Raw genomic sequence first — 19,636 nt, forward strand, 5'->3', positions numbered from 1 at the left:
TACCCCTCGTTCTTTATTTTGAATAGACTAGTTGTCCATCACAATAAGTTTGTTGCACTGCTCCAAAGACTTTTTGTCCAATGAAAGGACTATTGAAACCTTTGGAAATAAAATCTTTTTTGTTGATTTCAAATTCATCAGCTAAATTAATAATTGAAAAATCAGCCTTTTGTCCGAGCTTGATTTCTCCAGCTTCATTTAAGTCAAAAATCCTACTTGGATTAGTCGACATCAGGTTCAATAATTTTTCTAAGCTGATAATTCCGGTCTTGACCAAACGACTGTACATCAATGGAAAACTTGTTTCGATACCTGTTATTCCAAAAGCACTCTTTTCAAAACCTTGATTTTTCTCATTTTCAGCGTGTGGCGCATGGTCAGTTGCAATCATGTCGATCGTGCCATCTTGGAGACCGTGGATCAACGTTTTTCGATCATTTTCACTACGCAATGGTGGATTCATCTTGAAATTAGCATCATCTGTCAAAATATCGTCTTCGCTCAACAACAAGTGATGTGGCGATACTTCACAAGTAACGTTGATTCCAGCATCCTTAGCCATTCTGACTAAATCAACGCCGTCCTTAGTAGAAATGTGACAGACGTGGTAGTGAACGCCAGTTTCCTTAGCAAGCATCAGATCTCTAGCCAACTGTGACGTTTCTGCTACTTGTTGAATGCCTGGCAAGCCTAAACGTGTGGCTGCTGGTCCAAAATTGATTACACCTTTATTAAAGAGATTCTTATCTTCGACATGAGCTGCTAGGTGGCTGTTGATAGCTGCAATTCTTTCCATCGCATCAAACATCGACTTAGCATTCATAATTCCGTGTCCATCATTAGAAAAGGCGAAAGCTCCCAATTTATCCAATTCTTCAATATCAACTAATTCATCGCTAGTTTCATCCTTAGTAACTGGTGCGTATTGCAAAGTATGGATAACCGAATTCTTTTGATTAAGTTCAATCTGTTTAGAAAATTTGTCGGCATCGTCAGGTACTGGAATAACATTAGGCATCGCACCAACTGTCGTAAAACCACCGTGAGCTGAAGCTTTGGTTCCTGTCTCGATTGTTTCTTTGTGAACTTGACCTGGTTCTCTGAAGTGAACGTGGATATCAACCAAACCCGGCGTAACTAAATTAAACTTAGCATCGATTATTTTACTGCCTTGAGGATGAATGTTTTCTGCAATTTTAGAAAACTTGCCATTTTCGATTAACAAATCGCAATTGATTAATTTATTTATGTAGAACAATTTTGCATTTTTGACCAGTAAGTTCATCTTCTGCATTATCTCCTTCTAAAACTGCTTCAATCATTGCCATTCTCATAAAGACCCCGTTAGCCATTTGGGGGAAGATGTATGATTTGTCGCATTCCACAACATCATCAGCGATTTCTGCTCCTCGGTTAACTGGTGCTGGGTGCATGATCATTGCATCTGGCTTCATCATATTGACACGATCCATATCTAAACCGTATTTTTCAAAATAATCAGCTTTGGAGAAGTTTTTGTTTTCTTCAGCAGAAAGACGTTCGTGTTGAACTCTAAGTAGCATTACAACGTCCATTTCTTGACAAAGTTCGTCGACACTCATATGTGGTCCAATTTCTGCAAATTCTGGCGTGTACCATGAATCTAATCCACCGAAGCAAACTGATGCCCCTAGTCTTGTTAAAATTTCAGCATTAGAATGCGCTACTCGTGAATGACTTAAGTCCCCGATAATACCAACTTTTAAACCATCAAAGCTGCCAAAATGTTCGTAAATCGTCATTAAATCTAAGAGTGATTGTGAAGGATGTTGACCAGTACCATCGCCACCGTTGATGATGTGAATCTTTAAATTGTGATTGTTTACTAAGTCTTCATAGTACTTATCTTGGCTGTGACGAATGACTGCTACGCTAGCGCCGATACTCTCTTCAGTCTTGACCGTATCATAGAGCGTTTCGCCTTTAGATGTTGAAGATGTTGAGGCTTCAAATTCGATTTCTTTCATCCCTAGCTTCATTTCAGCTACTTGGAAACTAGATTTTGTTCTCGTACTATTTTCAAAAAACAAATTGATGGCAAATTTATCTTGGCCGATTTCTGATTTCTTGCCGGCCTTGAAATCAATTGCAGAATCAATTAAGTTCAGTACCTCTTCGTTTGATAATTGTGACATAGAAAGTATATTTTTCATTGTTTTCCTCCAAATTAAAAGGGATAGCTTTTATCCAGCTACCCCTAAAAAGTTTGGTGTTCAACCGACCTTTCAGACCTCACTGGATCTATTTAAAAGTTCCCTGACTATTTATTTTTTAGTAAACAAAAAACTTCCTATCCCACAAGGAAAGGAAGTTTACACTTTTTCTGTCTAATGTGTAAGTAACCTTCCAAGCCTCACAGGACTCGATTAAAAGTTTTCGTTGCAAATAATATAAACGATTTCACATTCTCAGTCAATAGTATTAGTTAATTTTTGCTAAGAAATATTTCTTCTTACCACGACGAATTACGATGTACTTGCCGTCAAATGAATCTTTTGGATCGATTTCAGTTGTTGTATCAGTCAATCTTTCCCCATTGATTCTAATAGCGCCATTTTGAATATCTTCACGAGCTTGACGTTTTGACTTATCGACATTAACAGCAATCAAGAGGTCAACTAAATTGATAGGGTCACTTGAGATTTCTTCACTAGGAACACCGTGGAAAGCTTCAGCAACTTCTTCGGTTGTCAATTCTTGGATTTCACCAGAGAACAATACTTCAGTGATCTTTTCAGCAGTCTTTAAGGCTTCTTCACCGTGAACGAATTTAGTAACTTCTTCAGCCAAAGTCTTTTGGGCCAAACGTTTTTCAGGTGCGGTCTTAACTGCGTCAGCCAATTTATCAATTTCTTCTTTTGACAAGAAAGTGAATTTCTTCAATAGGTTGATAACATCTTTGTCATCTTGGTTGAACCAGAATTGATAGAATTCGTAAGGTGAAGTCTTCTTAGGATCAAGCCATACAGCACCACCAGCTGTCTTACCGAATTTTGTACCATCAGCTTTAAGCAATAATGGAATTGTCAAAGCATAAACTTTAGCATCTTGACCTTCAGCTTTGTGGATCAAATCCAAACCAGCAGTCAAATTACCCCATTGGTCACCACCACCAACTTGCAATTGCACGTTGTGTTGACGGTAAAGTGTCAAGAAATCAAGTGATTGCAAGATTTGGTAAGTAAATTCAGTAAAGGAAATACCAACTTCTAGACGACTAGAAATAATTTCCTTGTTCAACATTGTATTAACGTTAAATAATTTACCGTAATCACGCAAGAAGTCCAAAATCCCAATTTGATGAGTCCAGTCGTAGTTATTGACCATTGTAAAGTTACTGAAGATCTTATTAGCTTGGTTACTCAAAGCCTCTACGTTGTGGTTAACTTGATCCATGGTTTGCATAGGACGTTCAGCTTTTTTACCACTTGGGTCACCGATTGAACCAGTAGCTCCACCGATAACGATATAAGGATGATGACCAGCTTTAGCAAATCTTTCCAAAGTCATAAAAGGCAACAAGTGACCGATGTGCATTGAATCTCCTGTTGGATCCATTCCACAGTATAAAGAAATTGCCTTTTCATCAACTAATTTTCTCAATCCCTCTTCATCAGATTGTTGATTGATCAAACCACGCCATGATAATTCATCAATAATGTTCATAAATTTTCCTCCTGTAATTGTCCGAATCGAGTAATAAAAAAAGCGCCTCTGCAGTAATTGCAGGGACGCTTTATGCGCGGTACCACCCAAATTCAAGTAATCGTATACTTGCACTTTATTCCATCGACTGGACGTGAATTTTGATTTCGTATTTCGTGATTTATCCTGCTTGACTCGCACCAACCGTCAATTCTCTGAACACTGAAACAAACCATTACTTGTTCTAAAACCAAAATCTTATTATAAGTATGATGATACACAGAGCCATAATTTTTTTCAAGGTCTTTTTACAAGTTATTGTATAATGTAAGTGTTTTCTATGAGGGGGAAATGCAAATGAAAAAGACACTTTATATCATGCGACACGGTGAAACTTTGTTTAACGTTCAAAAAAAGATTCAAGGCTGGTGTGACTCTCCTTTAACCGAAAAAGGAATACAACAAGCCAAAGTTGCTGGTCAATACTTTCGGGACAACAAGATTCAATTTGATGCGGCCTATTGCTCGACTGCTGAGCGTGCCAGCGATACCTTAGAACTTGTAACTGACATGCCATATACGCGCTTAAAAGGTCTAAAAGAGCTATCCTTTGGTGTCTTTGAGGGTGAACATGAATATCTGCATCCTAAAATAGACCCTGATAAGCATTTTGGCGATTATTACGTCCAATTTGGTGGCGAAGATAATCAAGCTGCTCAAAAAAGAATTGCCACTACTCTACAAGACATTATGAATCAAGATAATCAAACAGTGCTAGTCGTTAGTCATGCTGGTGCTATGATGATGTTTTCTGATCTTTGGACTGACATTCAAAAGATTTTTCAAAGTGGTTTCACGAATTGCAGCATTTTAAAATATACTTTTGAAAATAATAAATTTCATTTTGAAAAAATTATAAATTTTCCGCAATAAAAAAAATCGACTGCGATAGTCGATTTTTTTATTGCATATGACTTTCGATCCAATTCCAAACTTCATCTTTACCAGATTTAGTCTCAGAACTGAACAATTGTAGATCATCAGTTTGATTGATGTCCATTGTTTTCTTGACTTGGCTGATTGTCTTATTCCATTGATTACGTTTTACTTTGTCCATCTTCGTAGCCACGATCAACGTAGGAATGTGATAGTAACTGACGAATTGATACATCGAAACATCATCGTCACTAGGACTACGACGACCATCAACTAAAATAACTACCCCTTTTAAAACTTTTCGAGTAGTCAAATACTCTTCGATCATTGCACCGAATTCTTCACGTTGTTTCTTTGATACTTTTGCAAAACCGTATCCAGGGACGTCAACTAAGTACAATTGGTCCTCAATATTGTAGAAATTAAGTGTTTGCGTCTTACCAGGCGTACTAGACGTTCTCGCAAAGCTTTTACGATTGATCAACGTATTAATCAAAGAAGATTTACCGACGTTAGAACGGCCTAGAAGAGCTATTTCAGGGTATCCTTCATCAGGGTACTGCTTAGAGCTTACTGCACTCAAATTCATCGAAACATTATTTACTTGCATAATTCACCTCAATCTCATAATTTTATCATATTTAGTATAAAAAAAGGCTGCCCACTAGGCAACCTCTCCATTTTTCAAAATAACTTCTGGTTCTTTAACTTTTCTAACGGCATCTTTAGTAACTTTAACTGTTTCAATGTCATCGCGACCAGGAATATCGAACATCGTATCGAGCATCGTTTCTTCAAGAATTGATCTCAAACCACGAGCTCCGGTATTTCTTTCGATTGACATCTTAGCAATTTCTTTAAGAGCATCATCAGTGAAGACTAAGTCAACCCCATCAAGTCCTAGAAGTTCCTTATATTGCTTTACAAGAGCATTCTTAGGCTTAGTAAGGATTTCAACCAAATCACTTTCAGTAAGTTTATCCAAAGCTGTAACGATTGGAATACGACCGATAAATTCTGGAATAATACCAAACTTCATCAAGTCTTCTGGAATGATTTGTTTCATCAAGTTCTTCTCTTCAGCAACGCTAGCTTTTTGTTCAGCACCAAAACCAATCGTCTTATCGCCTAAACGGTTCTTAACGATTTGTTCAATACCATCAAAAGCCCCACCGACGATAAAGAGAATATTAGTTGTATCAATTTGAATAAGTTCTTGTTGTGGATGCTTTCTTCCACCTTGTGGTGGCACACTAGCAATTGTTCCTTCAAGAATCTTCAAAAGGGCTTGTTGGACACCCTCACCAGAAACATCACGTGTAATTGAGACATTTTCACTCTTCTTAGCGATCTTGTCAATTTCATCAATATATACGATTCCGTGTTCCGCCTTGTCCACATCAAAGTCAGCGTTTTGAAGCAACTTAAGCAAAATGTTTTCAACATCTTCACCAACGTAACCAGCTTCAGTAAGCGTAGTAGCATCGGCAATAGCAAATGGGACCTTCAAAATACGAGCTAAGGTTTGAGCTAAGAAAGTTTTACCTGAACCAGTAGGTCCGATTAAGGCAATATTACTCTTTTGAAGCTCAGTCTCACCGTCTTTAAGGTGTTCCATTTTATTAATTCTCTTATAGTGATTATAAACAGCAACTGACAAAGCACGTTTGGCAGATTTTTGTCCAATCACATATTCGTCCAAGATTTTTTTAATTTCTACAGGTGTAGGAATGTTGTCTAAATCAAGTGGTGCAGCTTCATTTAATTCTTCATCGATAATCTCTTTGCATAAATCAATACATTCATTACAAATATAGACACCGGGACCAGCAACGATTTTCTTTACTTGATCTTGTGTTTTACCACAAAATGAACAGCTAATCGTGCCAGTATTTTCTGTACTATCAAACATAGTTATTCTCCTTCAATAGTTCCAATACTTTGAAAGTCTAGCATTGTAATAATTAAGAGTAAAGTAATTAGTTTCTAAGTCGTTCGTGATAAAAAAAGAAAGCCTTACGGCTTCCTTAAGTTTAGGGTCTAAACTTTCTGGTATTGGTGAAAGCCAATGCCAGTTTTTTATTGTCTTCTTTTGGGCATACAAAAAGGACCTCACAGTCCAATGTTATGATTTAAGCAACCAAACCAAATCGTACAAAGGAGATACTGTGATGCCCCAATTAAATTCTATCTTAAATCTTCTAAATATAACAGACACAAATATCGATATCTTAAATTCAAATGACAAAGTGATATTCCGTGGCAGTCAAAAGCTCCATATCAAGGTCATCGAAGGAAGATTATCGTATCGCTTGAAGAAATGTCCTAATTGCGGGTTCGATTGCTTGATCAAGAACGGAGCTAGAGAAACCAATGTCCGCTTAGGCAGCCTCAACGGTTCCGAATATCATTTGAAACTCTGGAAGCAGCGCTATTTGTGTAGATCATGTAAAACGACTTGTGGAGCACATACTAACCTGGTAGAAAAGAATCAATCAATGTCTCGTCAAATAGATCAACTGATCATACTTTTGGCAAAACAATCCTTTACCTTCAAATCCATCGCTATGATGCTGGGGATATCTGCTAGCACAGTCGCCAGAAAGATATATGGCAGACTTCAATTACCTAAAAGAGCACGTTTACTACCAAAGAATATCTGCATCGATGAGTTCAGGTCTGCCAATCATTTGTTTTCTTTTATAGCTTGCGATGCAGACTCTCACCAAATGATCACCCTTTTGCCCAATCGTCTTTCGATGAAGATAATCGAACACTTTAAAAGAGAGTATTCATTATCTGAGAGACAACAAGTCGAATCAGTCTCGATAGACCTGAATGCCAATTATCAAGGTGTCATAAGAAGATTATTCCCAAACGCAAAGATAATCGTTGATAGATTCCATATCGTTCAACTGGTCGGAAGAGCGCTGGATAAAGCACGTTTGTCTGTACTGAATAGTCTCAGTGACAAAAAGTCTCGTGAATACAAAGCTCTTAAAAGCCAATGGCGGATGTTCCACTTATTTGATGATGAATTGGATCAAGCCAACATTAGATATATCTTTGGTATCAACGAGTATATGACTCAACAGAATCTTGTAGACATTGGTCTTGATGCCGATCCAGTATTCAAAGATGTATACCAGACTTACCAGAACGTTCTACGTTCAATAAAATCTAAGGACCCTGAATTGCTTAAGCAAACATTGCAAGAATATAAAAACAATGGGAGCTCAATGGATACTGCTATAACCACTTTTAAGAACAACTACAAATATCTAGTCAACAGCTGCGAATTGCCATATTCCAATGGTCCTCTTGAAGGATTGATTGGAAAGATCAAAAAGCTTAAACATAACTGCTATGGGTTCCGGAATCTCCATAACTTCTTTGTGAGGATCAGACTTATCATCGCATAAAAAAACCACACCATAAATGGTGTGGTAAATGCTCTAAAAAGTCTCACCAATACGATTTGACTTAGAGCCTAAGTTTAACAGCTTTTAGCTTTATTTTTCAACAGCTGAGTCAACGATCAATTCAATTGCCTTCTTAGCAGCAATATCATGAGCTAACATATCATCTGAAAGTGCATTTCTAACTGCTTTTTCTTCCATCTTGTATTCGTCAGCCAATGACTTGATTTCAGCTTTGATTTCGTCTTCTGAAGGTTTGATATCTTCTTTAGCAACGATTGCTTCGATAACTAAGTCAGTCTTAACACGTTCTTCAGCATCTTTAGCAAATTGCTTCTTCAAATCGTCTTCTGTTGTACCAGTCATTTGGTAGTACAACTTAGGATCGATACCTTGACGACGTAAGTTAGCTAAGTATTGGTTCAATTGATTTTCAACTTCTGTGTCGATCATTGCTTGAGGAATGTCATCAATCTTGGCGTTCTTTACAGCACCTGAGATGGCTTCTTCTTGAATGTTTTCTTCAGCAGTTTCTTTCTTTTGATCCTTGATTTCGTCATGGATCTTAGTCTTTAGTTCTTCAAGTGTGTCAACATTTTCGTCAACATCCTTAGCAAAGTCATCGTCTAATTCTGGCAATTCCTTTGTCTTAACTTCGTGAAGTTTTGTCTTGAAGATAGCTTTCTTACCAGCTAAATCTTTTGCTTGGTAATCTTCTGGGAATGTAACGTTAACGTCAACATCTTCGCCAGCTGAGTGACCAATCAATTCGTCTTCGAATCCAGGAATGAATGTACCTGAACCAAGTTCTAGTGAGTAGTTTTGAGCACTGCCACCATCGAATTCTTTACCATCAACAGTACCAACGTAGTCAATAATTACTGTATCGCCTTTTTCAGCTTTACCGTCTTTAAGAACTAATTCAGCTTGTTGCTTTTGTAGTTCTTCTAAACGAGCTTCAACGTCAGCTTTCATAACATTACGTTTTTGCTTCTTAACTTCGATACCTTTGTAGTCACCAAGTTCAACATCAGGTTTAACAGTAATAACAGCTGTAATAGCCCATGGTTGACCTTTTTCCATTGATTCAACGTTGATTTGTGGTTGATCAACTGGTTCTACTTTAGTTTCATCGACAGCATTTTGATATGCAGTTGGTAAAACAGCGTTCAAGGCGTCTTCGTACAATGCTTCTTCACCATACATACGGTTGAAGATTTGACGAGGTACTCTACCTTTTCTGAAACCAGGTACATTTAAACTCTTCTTAACACGGTTAAATGCAGTATCTAAACCTTGTTTGATTGTGTCTTGGTCAATTTCAAATTTCAATTCACCAGTATTGTTTTCTTTTTTTGTAAATTTAGCCTTAGCAGACATTTATATTATCCCTCCGGTATTTCAACGATCTCATACTTTGTAATATTACCCTAAAATGGCAATATTGTAAACATTCGTCGTCATTTCTAGGTAATTTTAGACATCATTGTTACATTATAAAATACTTTGCAGCATTTTTGAATATTTAAGCATAAAAAAAAGAGTTGGATTAACCAACTCTTTAAAATCATTACCACTTAGAATTAGTCTAAGATTTCTGTAACAACTCCGGCACCAACAGTACGGCCACCTTCACGAACAGTAAATCTTGTACCTTCTTCAATAGCAACTGGAGCAATCAAGTCAACTTCAAAAGTAACTTGGTCACCAGGCATAACCATTTCTACACCATCTGGTAGTTCAATAACACCAGTAACATCAGTTGTATGGAAGTAGAATTGTGGACGGTAGTTTGAGAAGAATGGAGTATGACGTCCACCTTCTTCTTTACTCATGATATAAACTTCACCCTTGAACTTGTTGTGAGTTTGGATTGAACCTGGCTTAGCAAGAACTTGTCCACGTTCGATTTCATCACGGTTAATACCACGTAGTAAGATACCAACGTTATCTCCGGCTTCACCAAGATCAAGAGTCTTACGGAACATTTCTAGTCCTGTAACAGTTGACTTTTCGATTTCTGGTTTCAAACCAACGATTTCAACTTCGTCACCGATCTTAACTTCACCACGATCGATACGACCAGATGCAACAGTACCACGACCTGTGATAGTGAAGACATCTTCAACGGGCATCATAAATGGTTTTGTATTATCACGTTCTGGTGTTGGGATGTATTCATCAACAACATCAAGAAGTTCTTCAACGTGTTTTACTTCTTCAGGGTCTCCTTCAAGAGCCTTCAAAGCTGAACCACGTACTACCGGAATGTCATCCCCTGGGAAATCGTATTCTGATAGAAGTTCACGAACTTCCATCTCAACTAGATCAACTAGTTCTGGGTCATCAACAAGGTCAGTCTTGTTCAAGAAGACAACGATGTATTCAACACCAACTTGACGAGCAAGCAAGATGTGTTCACGAGTTTGTGGCATAGGACCATCAGTTGCAGCAACAACAAGGATGGCACCATCCATTTGTGCAGCACCAGTGATCATATTCTTAACGTAATCAGCGTGTCCTGGAGCATCGATATGTGCATAGTGACGCTTTTCAGTTTCGTATTCAACGTGAGCAGTGTTGATTGTAATCCCACGTTCCTTTTCTTCTGGGGCCTTATCGATATCAGCGTAATCTTCAGCTTTAGCTAAACCTTTGTCAGCCAAAATCTTAGTGATTGCTGCTGTTAAAGTAGTCTTACCGTGGTCAACGTGACCAATTGTCCCAATATTTACATGGGGCTTTGTTCTCTCATAATGTTCTTTTTCTGCCATTACAAAGAATCCTCCTAAAATTTCATTTCATAAGATTGATCCAAAGAAAATGTTCTTTAGACGACTCTTTACTGAAAAATTATACTACTTTCAGAGGTGAAAGCAAATTAATTCAACGCAAATCACCGACTAAAAATATACTCTTTGGATTATACGGGGCGTAAGCATAATTGTAAATACTCAAAGCGAAAAAAGTTTAATTTTTTCACTCTTGAAAGGCATCAATCAGATTATCGAATCTTTTTAGCCAAGTTTTTACATTATCTAGCCCCTGATTATCACTAACTTGTGAATCATCCACTAAACCATACCTTAAAAGCATCGCCTTTGTCCAGAGTTCAGGGCTTTTTATTATTTCTTCCCCAAACGGATAGACAAATGCCGCGTAAAGTGACAATTCACCTTTAAAGTTTTCCAACTGAGTTTCATTTTTATCAGTCAATAATTTTTCTAGTTCGTCACACATTTTCAAATAGACATCAGTTGACATAATAGGCATTAACTTGCTTGGATTGCAAGTTTTATTTTCGCCGTAAAAAGAAATATCGATATTTTCATCTAGTCCAAGCTTCAATAAATTCTCCAAGGCTTCACTCTTTAAAAGCGGATGCAGCAAGGGATTGTCTAATAAAATCTTAGCATTTTCGATGTAATCGTCTTTTCTAAATTCCCGCAACTTTCGCAATAATTGAATTTGTTCACTCGTTGGTTCAGTTACGATCGACAAGAGACGGTTTTTTATTGTTTCTTTTTCCGGCTTAAAGGCGCGTTCATGTCTATCTTCAGCAATTTGAATCCGTTTAACGACTTCATCTAAAAAGTCCCGTTTAATGTTTGGCATCGGATTGGCATCATAAAAGTTCAATAATTGATTGGCTAGCAAAAAATCATTATTCTCTAAAATAATGTCCAATGCCATCTGAGCCGTTTCGGGCTCACTGAGGTAGTAATTAAAATAATCTAAAATAACTGCTTCAGCATCCCCAGGTCTTTTCTGATTCAATAAAGAAGCGGCCAACCCCTTATTGATATCAAACGTCTGCTGCATAGCATACGCTTGCGTAAATAAGTCGGTTGACTCTTCCCAGTCACCTTGATCAAAGGCATCTTGAGCTTGATCTAGGATTTTTTTTAGATTATCTGAGTCGCTCATAAAGTACCTCAACCATCTCTGAATAAATTACTTATTCTATTTTTTTGCTTTTGACTTAGACTTTCTATGTCTATTTTGGTTCACTTCCATGATCACTGGCAAAATAACAGGGTGACGGTTAGTTTGTTCGTACAAGAAATGATTTAATTTGTCACGAACATTTTGTTTCAAGTCTGACCAATCGAAATCTTTGCTTGTTTGCATGTAGTCGACGATCGTATTAACGATAATATCTGAACTTTCGCTCAACAAGTCACGACTAGCACGCATATAAACGAAGCCACGTGCAGTTATTTTAGGCTTAGCAACGACTTTTTTCTTTTTACGGTCAATTGTAGCGACTGCGATAAAGACGCCGTCTTCGGCCAATAATTCACGGTCACGGAGCACAATACTACCGATATCGCCGATACCAATACCATCAATCATCGTATCACCAGCATCAACGCCTTTTCCTTGATAAAATTGACCATTTTCGTAATTGAGAACGTCACCTTTTTTAGTTAGGAAAATATTTTGATAAGGAACGCCAGTTTCATGAGCAATTCTAGCGTGAGCATCTAATAAACGATATTCACCTTGAATTGGAATAACGTTTTCAGGGTTCAACAAATTGATCATCAATTGCAAATCAGATTTATTAGCGTGACCTGATGAATGCTTGTCATCACTCAAGGCTTTAACTTCAGCTCCGGTACGATAAATGGCATCACGAGCTTTAGCAACAGTTGTTTCCATCGCATGTGAAGGTGTTGTAGCAATAAAGACTAAATCGCCCTCTTCAATTTGGAACTTCGTCTTTGCAGCAGGGTTAGCCATTTTACGCAAGACTTTGATTGGTTCGCCCATCTTACCAGTTTCGATAATGACTAGTTTATCCTTATCGACGTTCTTTAATTCCTTAGGTTTAACTAATAATTCTTTGTTCTTAATAGTTAGGTAGTTCAACTTCATCGCTGTCTTCAAAATCTTTTCAGCGTCGGTTCCGGACAAAAAGACTCTTCTACCCGTCTTATCAGCTGCGTCTAATACTTGTTGCATTCTTTGAATATTAGAAGCAACTTGAGCTACGATAATTCTTCCTGTGTGATAGCTAAAAGTATCAAAAATATATTCGTAGATATCTTTTTCGCTTGAATTTTCGTAAGGTGATTCGGCATTAGCAGAGTCACTCAATAAAGCCAAGACACGTTCGCTACCGATTTTAGCAATACGACCGTAATCTGTCTTATAAATTGGAGCAGCAGCTTGGTCGAACTTGAAATCACCAGTATAAACAATTTGACCTTCACTCGTTTTGATAACGATTCCTAATGAACCAGGGATTGAGTGAGTCGTCTTGAAAAATGACACTGAAGCTTCGTTAAAGTCGATAGCTGTGTTTTCATCGATAACATGAAAATCTGAGAACTTCTTACTACGACGATCATTTGCACAAACGATCTTAGCAAGTTCAATTGACATTTCTGAACCAAAGACTGGAATATCGTATTCACTGATCAAATATGGCAAAGCGCCAATGGCATCAGCGTGTCCATGTGACAAGAAAATTCCTACTACTTTATCAATATTTTTCTTGATGTAAGTCATATCAGGTACGACGACATCGATTCCATAAAGATCATTATCAGGATATTGCAAACCAATATCGAGAATATAAATCTCATCATTTACTTCTACTGCGTACATATTTTTTCCATTTTCACGTACGCCACTTAACAAAATTATTTTAATTTTTTTATCCATTTTCATCTCTCATTTCATTAAAATAGCATAGATCATAATATTCTATTGTGATTTTGAAGTCTTTTAAGACTATTTAAGCTATACCTGTTTTTTATTCTACCATATCAACAGTGTTTTAGAGAAAATAAGCAAAAAAAATAGGAGTTCCATAATGGAAACTCCTAAAATAATTATTAACGACGTAGACCCAATGACTTGATCAATTCACGGTAACGTTGAACATCTTTGTTACGTAGGTAACCTAATAAGTTACGACGGTGACCGATCTTCTTAAGTAGACCAACATATGAGTGGTGGTCTTTCTTGTTAACCTTCAAGTGGTCGTTAAGTGCGTTGATATCATAAGTTAATACAGCAATTTGTACTTCTGGAGAACCTGTGTCTCCGTCTTTACGTGCATATTGCTTGATAATTTCGTTTTTCTTTTCTTTTGAAATAGCCATTTATTTCACCTTTTCCTTATAAATTTAGCCAAACTATGCTTGCGTTGGTGATTCGTCAAACAGAGCATGGTTAACACAACTAATAAATTTACTACAAAATAGATATTTTTGCAATAGCGAAAAAAAATACACAATTCGTTGCATTGCTAATGCGAATTATGTATAATTCTATGTATTGAGTTTTAAAGCTTACTAGGTAATCGGAGGTGAAATTAATGCCACAAATTAAATCAGCTATGAAACGTGTAAAGACTGCAGAAAGCGCAAACCTTCGCAACAATGCACAAAAGAGTTCAATGCGTTCAGCAATTAAGAACTTTGAAACATCAGCTGCCAAAAACGCTGACAACAAAGACGAATTGTTCAGAACAGCTGTCCGTGCTATTGACATGGCTAAGTCAAAAGGCCTAATCAAGGCTAACAAGGCTGCTCGTGATAAGTCAAGACTTGCAAAATTGAATTAATGATATAAGCAGCCAGAAGGTTGCTTTTTTATTTTGTCCAAAAAAAAGGACTCGGATATTGATATCCGGGCCCTTTTTTTATGCATGTTTAGCAATAAATAGATCAAATAGTAATTCCTTATCGCCCTGTCCTGATTTTATTTGATAATCAAGATTGACACAATCGGAGTACATTACTTGAAGTCGTTTACGGTTCAATGACTTGGCTTGTCGATAAGAATACTTAACTCGGTAAGGATTCAAACGCAAATTCTTGGCAATCGTCCCTTCCGAAAGTCCCTTTTCTGACAAGATTTGAATTTGAATCAACAATCTAAGTTGTGAAATGATAATTGCTACCAATAAGATTGGGTCAATTTTTTGTAAAAGAAATTGATTGTACAATTCTTCCGCCTTATAAATGTTCTTATTAAGAATTTGAGTCGTTAAATCAAAAACATTATCTTCCAAAGACTGTGGAACTAATTCATTTACGGCTGTTTGATCAATCTTTTTAGTTTGTAATGAATATAATTTCAACTTATCCAACTGATTAGTAATCAAAGAATAATTACCTTTAGTTTTATTGATCAGCAATTCCAACGCAGCTGGTTCAATCTCATAGCCAGCTTTGTTCAAGTCTGCCTTAATTGTTCGATTCAAGACCGGACCTTCCATTTGACCAGCATCAACTACAGTAGCTAGCTTTTTAAGTTGCTTAGTAATTTTTTTTCGTGCGTCCAATTTATCATACGATGCAAAAATAACTAAAATCGTCGATGGCGTCGGATCTTGAATGTATTTAATCAGTAAATCAACATTTTGTTCAATAACATTTTTAGTTTTTTCGCCCGTTAAAAAATATGGATGTTGAGCAAAAACTAGTCGTCGTTCACCAAAGAAAGGTGCTGAAATTGCTTCATTGATCAAATCAGCAATCGATACTTCTTCCAAGTCAAAGTTGGAAAAATTCATTTCTCGTTCTTCAGCCGACATGATCTCTTTAAATGACTTTTGAATTTCTTTGATAAAAACTTGTTCTTTACCGGTAATCAAATAAACATTACTTAAATTACCTTGTTTTAAATTATTTTTTAGTTCCGTTACCTTCAATCAAGTCACCCTTTAAAAATGTCGTTAATCTTTCTTCATTATTGAAGAAATTATAATACCAAGATATCATACCATATTCGGCCGTATTAAAATATTGGACCTGATGGTTTTTCAGACGTGTCAAAGTCTCCTGATTAGGATGACCATAGCGATTATTGATCCCTGCAGAAATCAAACCAACATTAGGTTTAGTAACTTGCAATAAATTATCGCCAGTCGAAGTTTTAGAACCATGATGACCGAGTTTTAAATAATCCACTTTGAATTGATACTTTTTTAAAATCTTATTCTCCGATGGAATGTCCAAGTCCCCAGTAAATAACCAATTTTTTTGTTGTATTTTGGTTAACAACGTCAAAGAGTCACTGTTTTCGCCCTTGCCGCTTTTTTTCGGCCATAAAATTTGAAAATCAAGCGTTCCGACTTTTACTCTATCTCCTTGATGTAGATTTTTAAATTTGATTTGCGGATGTTTTTGGATAGTCTTTTTAATTTTCGGATCGTTTTCTAAGCCGATTCCAAAATTAACTTCTTTAACATCGAATTTAGTCAAAATCGTTTCTAGATTTCCAATATGGTCGACATCTTTATGGGTCAAAAATAACTTATCAACGTGACTGATTCCTTTTGATTTCAAAACAGGCAAAGTATTGAAGTCAACTTGATTGCCACTATCATGCTTTGCCCAAGGCTTAGTGGGAAAATGCACCTTACCGGCTACATCGATCATGACGACTTTTCGATTCAGAGGCGTAGTGATCAAGATACTATCTCCTTGTCCAATATCAATCAAATTGACCGAACCAACAAGAGGAAACTTATTCAAGAAGACGCATCCCCAAAATACAACCAGATAGCTCAACAAGTAACGATTCCAAAAATTGCGACTTTCTACATAGAAAAGTGTAATGATTACGAGTAACAGCACTAATGCAATCGGAAATTGACCAGTAATAAACCCAAATTGCCTATTTAAAGCTATACTATCCAAAAATCGATACAACTGGTCAAAAATTTTATTTACGAAATCCCAAAACGACCAATGAACAGTGATGGCAGAAACTATTGTGATCGGCAAAATCACCATCATAAACAATGGCACAAAAATAATATTCACGATAATAGTCAACCAATTGAATTGATACGTATAATAACAAATCAGTGGAAGACTGACCAAATTCATTTTAAAAGTCGTTAACAATAAATTTGTTCTTTCATATAAATATAAAATTGTAAAAGATAATAGAAAACTCAATTGTCCACCCATTTCAATCATGGCAAATGGATAAATCAGTGTACAAACTAACAAGGTCAAACTAAATAAATCTAATTTGCTGATCGATATCTGCATCTTCTTCAAAATCATCGCTAACATTGCTAAAATAATTGCTCGCCAAATACCACTTTTTGATCCTACTAATAATCCATAACACGGTAAAATCAATAAGAACGAACCATCTACCCAATCAACGGGAATCCTAAAAAAAGAGGTCAGCTTTCTTACAAAAGTTAGAATCACTAAAACATGTAGCCCTGACAAACTGAATAAATGAATGATTCCTAAAATACTCAAAGTCTTGAGGAAATCTTTCTCTGAACTAGGCACATAGCCGACTAATAAACTCTGCGCATGAATCTTTAACCATTTTGGCAAGTATGACAGATGATTGATTATATGTATTCGTAAAACATTTATTTTTTCTGATATTGTTTTTGGCTGCATCTTTTGCAAGTGATCGATACTCTGTAAATTCACTTGATAAAAAACGCCTTTATGCTGTGCATATTTTTTAAAATTGAATTCTCCTGGATTGCGCGGTCCTGATAGAGGTTGCTTTTTTGCTATTTTTACTTGAGCTATCGTTAATTCAGATAAATCTTTCCAAATCTTTTGTTCACGCTCCGTTTTAATCCGATAAATAAATCGATAATTTCGGTCAGCTTTCAATTCGCCATTCAAAATATCACCATTGACTGATATTTTATCGGGAGAAAAAATAGCTGTCTGAAAGTTTGTCGATTTCGGTTCCTGAACAAAGCTTTGGCATCGAATACCCGTGATCATAGCTAGTACGAGCGTGACAATCAATACTACCGGCTTTTTTAAACAGACTAATCTAACTATTAAAATCACTGCCAAACTCCAAAACCAGGTAGATTCAAATATCGCTGCCACGACAATACTGACCATAATAGCCGGAAAAATAAAGTAATCCTTCATAAGCTTAAACAGTTAATTGATCTTTCAAAGAATCCAAACTCTTCTCGCCAATGCCAGATACTTTCGTCAAATCGTGCAAACTTTTGAAATTACCGTTTTTTTCTCGAAAAGCAATGATTTTTTCAGCTTTTTTAGGTCCAATCCCGGTAACATCCTTGAAATCTTCAGCTTTAGCATTGTTAATATTTACCTTCTCACCTTTAGTGGAGGCACTAGTTGAAACCGCACTGGTAGAGCCAACGACTGGTACATAAACTTGCATTTGATCAGATACCCTTTTTGCCTGATTTATCTGCTTAGTATCCGCATTGTCAGCTAAACCGCCAGCCAATTGAATCGCCGTCTGAACTAGGGAGTTCTCTTTAACTTGATAGACACCCGGCTTTTTTACTGCTCCTTGAATATCGACCGCCACTAACTTATTTTTAGGCATCGAAGTTGTTTTTTTAGGAGCTTTGGGAGAAGTCTTTATCTCAGTCTTGATATCATTTTTGACTGCCGGGGTTTTATTAGTCCACCAATAACCCCCGACTCCTAAAATTAAAATGCTTAACACAATGACTATTAATTTATTTTGTTTGATATAGTCTAAAAATTCATTCATCTTTATCACCTCAAAAAAGATTACGAAAAAAAACAGCCCTTATTTGGACTGTTTTGTCTTTTCAAGATAATTAATTGCATCATTCAAGTTCTTTACAGGAACGATTTTCATCTTGGTATGAATTTTTTTAGCGGCACGTAAAGCTAAGTGGTAGTTATTAACGTAGCCAGGTTCATATTTTTTGATCAATTTTGTAACCGGATCATCGGGAGCAAAGAAAACTGTTGCACCTTCTTGAGAAGCAGCATAAACTTTCTTCTCGATTCCACCGATTGGACCGACCGTACCATCTGGAGAAATAGTTCCCGTTCCCGCTATCGTACGTCCAGCCTTTAAATCTTTGTTAGCAATTTGCGAATAAACTTGCAAGGTAAACATCAAACCAGCTGATGGACCACCGATACTACCTGCATCGATCTTTGTCGCCGGCTTACCTTTTGCTTCAGTATTATCAGTCAAAGTAATGCCTAAGCCAAAACGTTTTGTATCAGCTAATTTGACTAACTTACCACTAGCAGTTTTTTCCTTGCCATCACGGGTAAACTTAATTTTTACCGTAGATTTCTTATTTTGCTTTTTGACATACTTGATAAATTGATCAGCGTTGTTGAAGTGGTAACCGTTGATTGATGTTATCGTATCGCCAATTGCTAGTTTATTCTTAAAGTCAGAATTATCCATCACGTCCATAACATACACACCCAAGTACTTTTTCGTAAAGGGCTTGTCAGCTTTAGAATAAGCGGCCTGAATGGCATTGTTCGTAGCTGACTTCATGTAATACTGTTGAACGCGTAAATACTCTTCATTAGTCTCATCGCCCATCAATTCCTGTTGCGAATAGATGGTCTCAAAATTATTGCCAACGGATTTTAGGAGCGTAAATGGTGTTCCATTAACAATTCCAACTGTCGTCAACAACAGATTGCCTTTTTTTTGATCGTGCTTACCAGCAACTTTAACAAATTGAGAAGTATCTTCTGCTGAACCGGGTACTTCCAAATAATATTTAGTTGGGTAGAAGAAAAATGCCACCACAACTATGAAAATAAAAATAGCACCAAAAACTTTGTTTCTAGTTTTGTTGAACTTCAAAATGA

The 19,636-nt window shown here is 36.7% G+C and carries 17 protein-coding genes; 3 read left to right on the forward strand and 14 right to left on the reverse strand.

The genetic code is table 11. The annotated features are described in order from the left end of the window. Positions 1-13 precede the first annotated feature (13 nt). From LF20184_RS07720 to tyrS, 3 genes are all read right to left on the reverse strand, one after another. Positions 14-1,285, reverse strand: a complete 1,272-nt coding sequence (locus tag LF20184_RS07720; RefSeq protein ID WP_010020053.1) for a dihydroorotase — start codon at positions 1,283-1,285, stop codon at positions 14-16. Further along, positions 1,242-2,192, reverse strand: coding sequence for an aspartate carbamoyltransferase catalytic subunit (locus LF20184_RS07725; RefSeq protein ID WP_010020054.1), 951 nt, complete (start codon positions 2,190-2,192; stop codon positions 1,242-1,244). Before LF20184_RS07725 ends, LF20184_RS07720 begins: the two co-directional genes overlap by 44 nt. A gap of 268 nt (positions 2,193-2,460) precedes the next feature. Further along, the gene (gene tyrS / locus LF20184_RS07730) at positions 2,461-3,705 is read right to left on the reverse strand and encodes a tyrosine--tRNA ligase (protein ID WP_010020056.1); all 1,245 of its coding nucleotides are present in this window, start codon (positions 3,703-3,705) and stop codon (positions 2,461-2,463) included. Positions 3,706-4,041: 336 nt separating this feature from the next. Here tyrS and LF20184_RS07735 point away from each other — a divergent pair, with 336 nt between their 5' ends. After that, positions 4,042-4,617: a histidine phosphatase family protein gene (locus LF20184_RS07735; RefSeq protein ID WP_010020057.1), complete on the forward strand. Its 576-nt coding sequence runs from the start codon at positions 4,042-4,044 to the stop codon at positions 4,615-4,617. Between the two features lie 28 nt (positions 4,618-4,645). On the opposite strand, the gene yihA is transcribed toward LF20184_RS07735, so the two are convergent. Next, positions 4,646-5,230: a ribosome biogenesis GTP-binding protein YihA/YsxC gene (gene yihA / locus LF20184_RS07740; protein ID WP_010020058.1), complete on the reverse strand. Its 585-nt coding sequence runs from the start codon at positions 5,228-5,230 to the stop codon at positions 4,646-4,648. A 54-nt stretch (positions 5,231-5,284) separates the two neighbouring features. Next, the gene (clpX, locus tag LF20184_RS07745; RefSeq protein WP_010020059.1) at positions 5,285-6,532 is read right to left on the reverse strand and encodes an ATP-dependent Clp protease ATP-binding subunit ClpX; all 1,248 of its coding nucleotides are present in this window, start codon (positions 6,530-6,532) and stop codon (positions 5,285-5,287) included. 259 nt (positions 6,533-6,791) lie between these two features. On the opposite strand from clpX, the gene LF20184_RS07750 reads away from it, so the two are divergent. Beyond that, positions 6,792-8,042: an ISL3 family transposase gene (locus LF20184_RS07750; protein WP_056945266.1), complete on the forward strand. Its 1,251-nt coding sequence runs from the start codon at positions 6,792-6,794 to the stop codon at positions 8,040-8,042. 90 nt (positions 8,043-8,132) lie between these two features. Here LF20184_RS07750 and tig read toward each other — a convergent pair whose 3' ends face one another. The 5 genes from tig to rpsO all read right to left on the reverse strand — a co-directional run bounded on the left by tig (position 8,133) and on the right by rpsO (position 14,155). Continuing rightward, entirely contained in the window at positions 8,133-9,419 is a 1,287-nt protein-coding gene (gene tig, locus LF20184_RS07755) for a trigger factor (protein WP_010020060.1), read from the reverse strand. A gap of 203 nt (positions 9,420-9,622) precedes the next feature. Then, complete coding sequence (gene tuf, locus LF20184_RS07760; protein WP_010020061.1) at positions 9,623-10,813, reverse strand: elongation factor Tu; 1,191 nt, start codon at positions 10,811-10,813, stop codon at positions 9,623-9,625. A 205-nt stretch (positions 10,814-11,018) separates the two neighbouring features. Then, positions 11,019-11,966 (reverse strand): tetratricopeptide repeat protein, encoded by a 948-nt coding sequence (locus LF20184_RS07765; protein ID WP_010020062.1) that lies wholly within the window; start codon positions 11,964-11,966, stop codon positions 11,019-11,021. Between the two features lie 36 nt (positions 11,967-12,002). Continuing rightward, positions 12,003-13,712: a ribonuclease J gene (locus LF20184_RS07770; protein WP_010020063.1), complete on the reverse strand. Its 1,710-nt coding sequence runs from the start codon at positions 13,710-13,712 to the stop codon at positions 12,003-12,005. Positions 13,713-13,885: 173 nt separating this feature from the next. Further along, on the reverse strand, positions 13,886-14,155 hold the full coding sequence (gene rpsO / locus LF20184_RS07775) for a 30S ribosomal protein S15 (protein WP_010020064.1): 270 nt from the start codon (positions 14,153-14,155) through the stop codon (positions 13,886-13,888). A gap of 215 nt (positions 14,156-14,370) precedes the next feature. On the opposite strand from rpsO, the gene rpsT reads away from it, so the two are divergent. Beyond that, positions 14,371-14,619, forward strand: a complete 249-nt coding sequence (gene rpsT / locus LF20184_RS07780; RefSeq protein WP_010020066.1) for a 30S ribosomal protein S20 — start codon at positions 14,371-14,373, stop codon at positions 14,617-14,619. Positions 14,620-14,697: 78 nt separating this feature from the next. Here rpsT and holA read toward each other — a convergent pair whose 3' ends face one another. Genes holA through LF20184_RS07800 form a run of 4 tightly spaced genes read right to left on the reverse strand, consistent with a single transcriptional unit; the run spans position 14,698 to position 19,631 of the window. Beyond that, positions 14,698-15,711 (reverse strand): DNA polymerase III subunit delta, encoded by a 1,014-nt coding sequence (holA, locus tag LF20184_RS07785; protein ID WP_010020067.1) that lies wholly within the window; start codon positions 15,709-15,711, stop codon positions 14,698-14,700. After that, complete coding sequence (locus LF20184_RS07790) at positions 15,686-17,932, reverse strand: DNA internalization-related competence protein ComEC/Rec2 (RefSeq protein ID WP_082607431.1); 2,247 nt, start codon at positions 17,930-17,932, stop codon at positions 15,686-15,688. Before LF20184_RS07790 ends, holA begins: the two co-directional genes overlap by 26 nt. Before the next feature lie 4 nt (positions 17,933-17,936). Beyond that, entirely contained in the window at positions 17,937-18,536 is a 600-nt protein-coding gene (locus LF20184_RS07795; protein WP_010020071.1) for a helix-hairpin-helix domain-containing protein, read from the reverse strand. Positions 18,537-18,575: 39 nt separating this feature from the next. Further along, on the reverse strand, positions 18,576-19,631 hold the full coding sequence (locus LF20184_RS07800; RefSeq protein WP_010020072.1) for a SepM family pheromone-processing serine protease: 1,056 nt from the start codon (positions 19,629-19,631) through the stop codon (positions 18,576-18,578). Positions 19,632-19,636 lie beyond the last annotated feature (5 nt).

The organism is Companilactobacillus farciminis KCTC 3681 = DSM 20184, assembly GCF_002706745.1.
Taxonomy (GTDB): Bacteria; Bacillota; Bacilli; order Lactobacillales; family Lactobacillaceae; genus Companilactobacillus; species Companilactobacillus farciminis.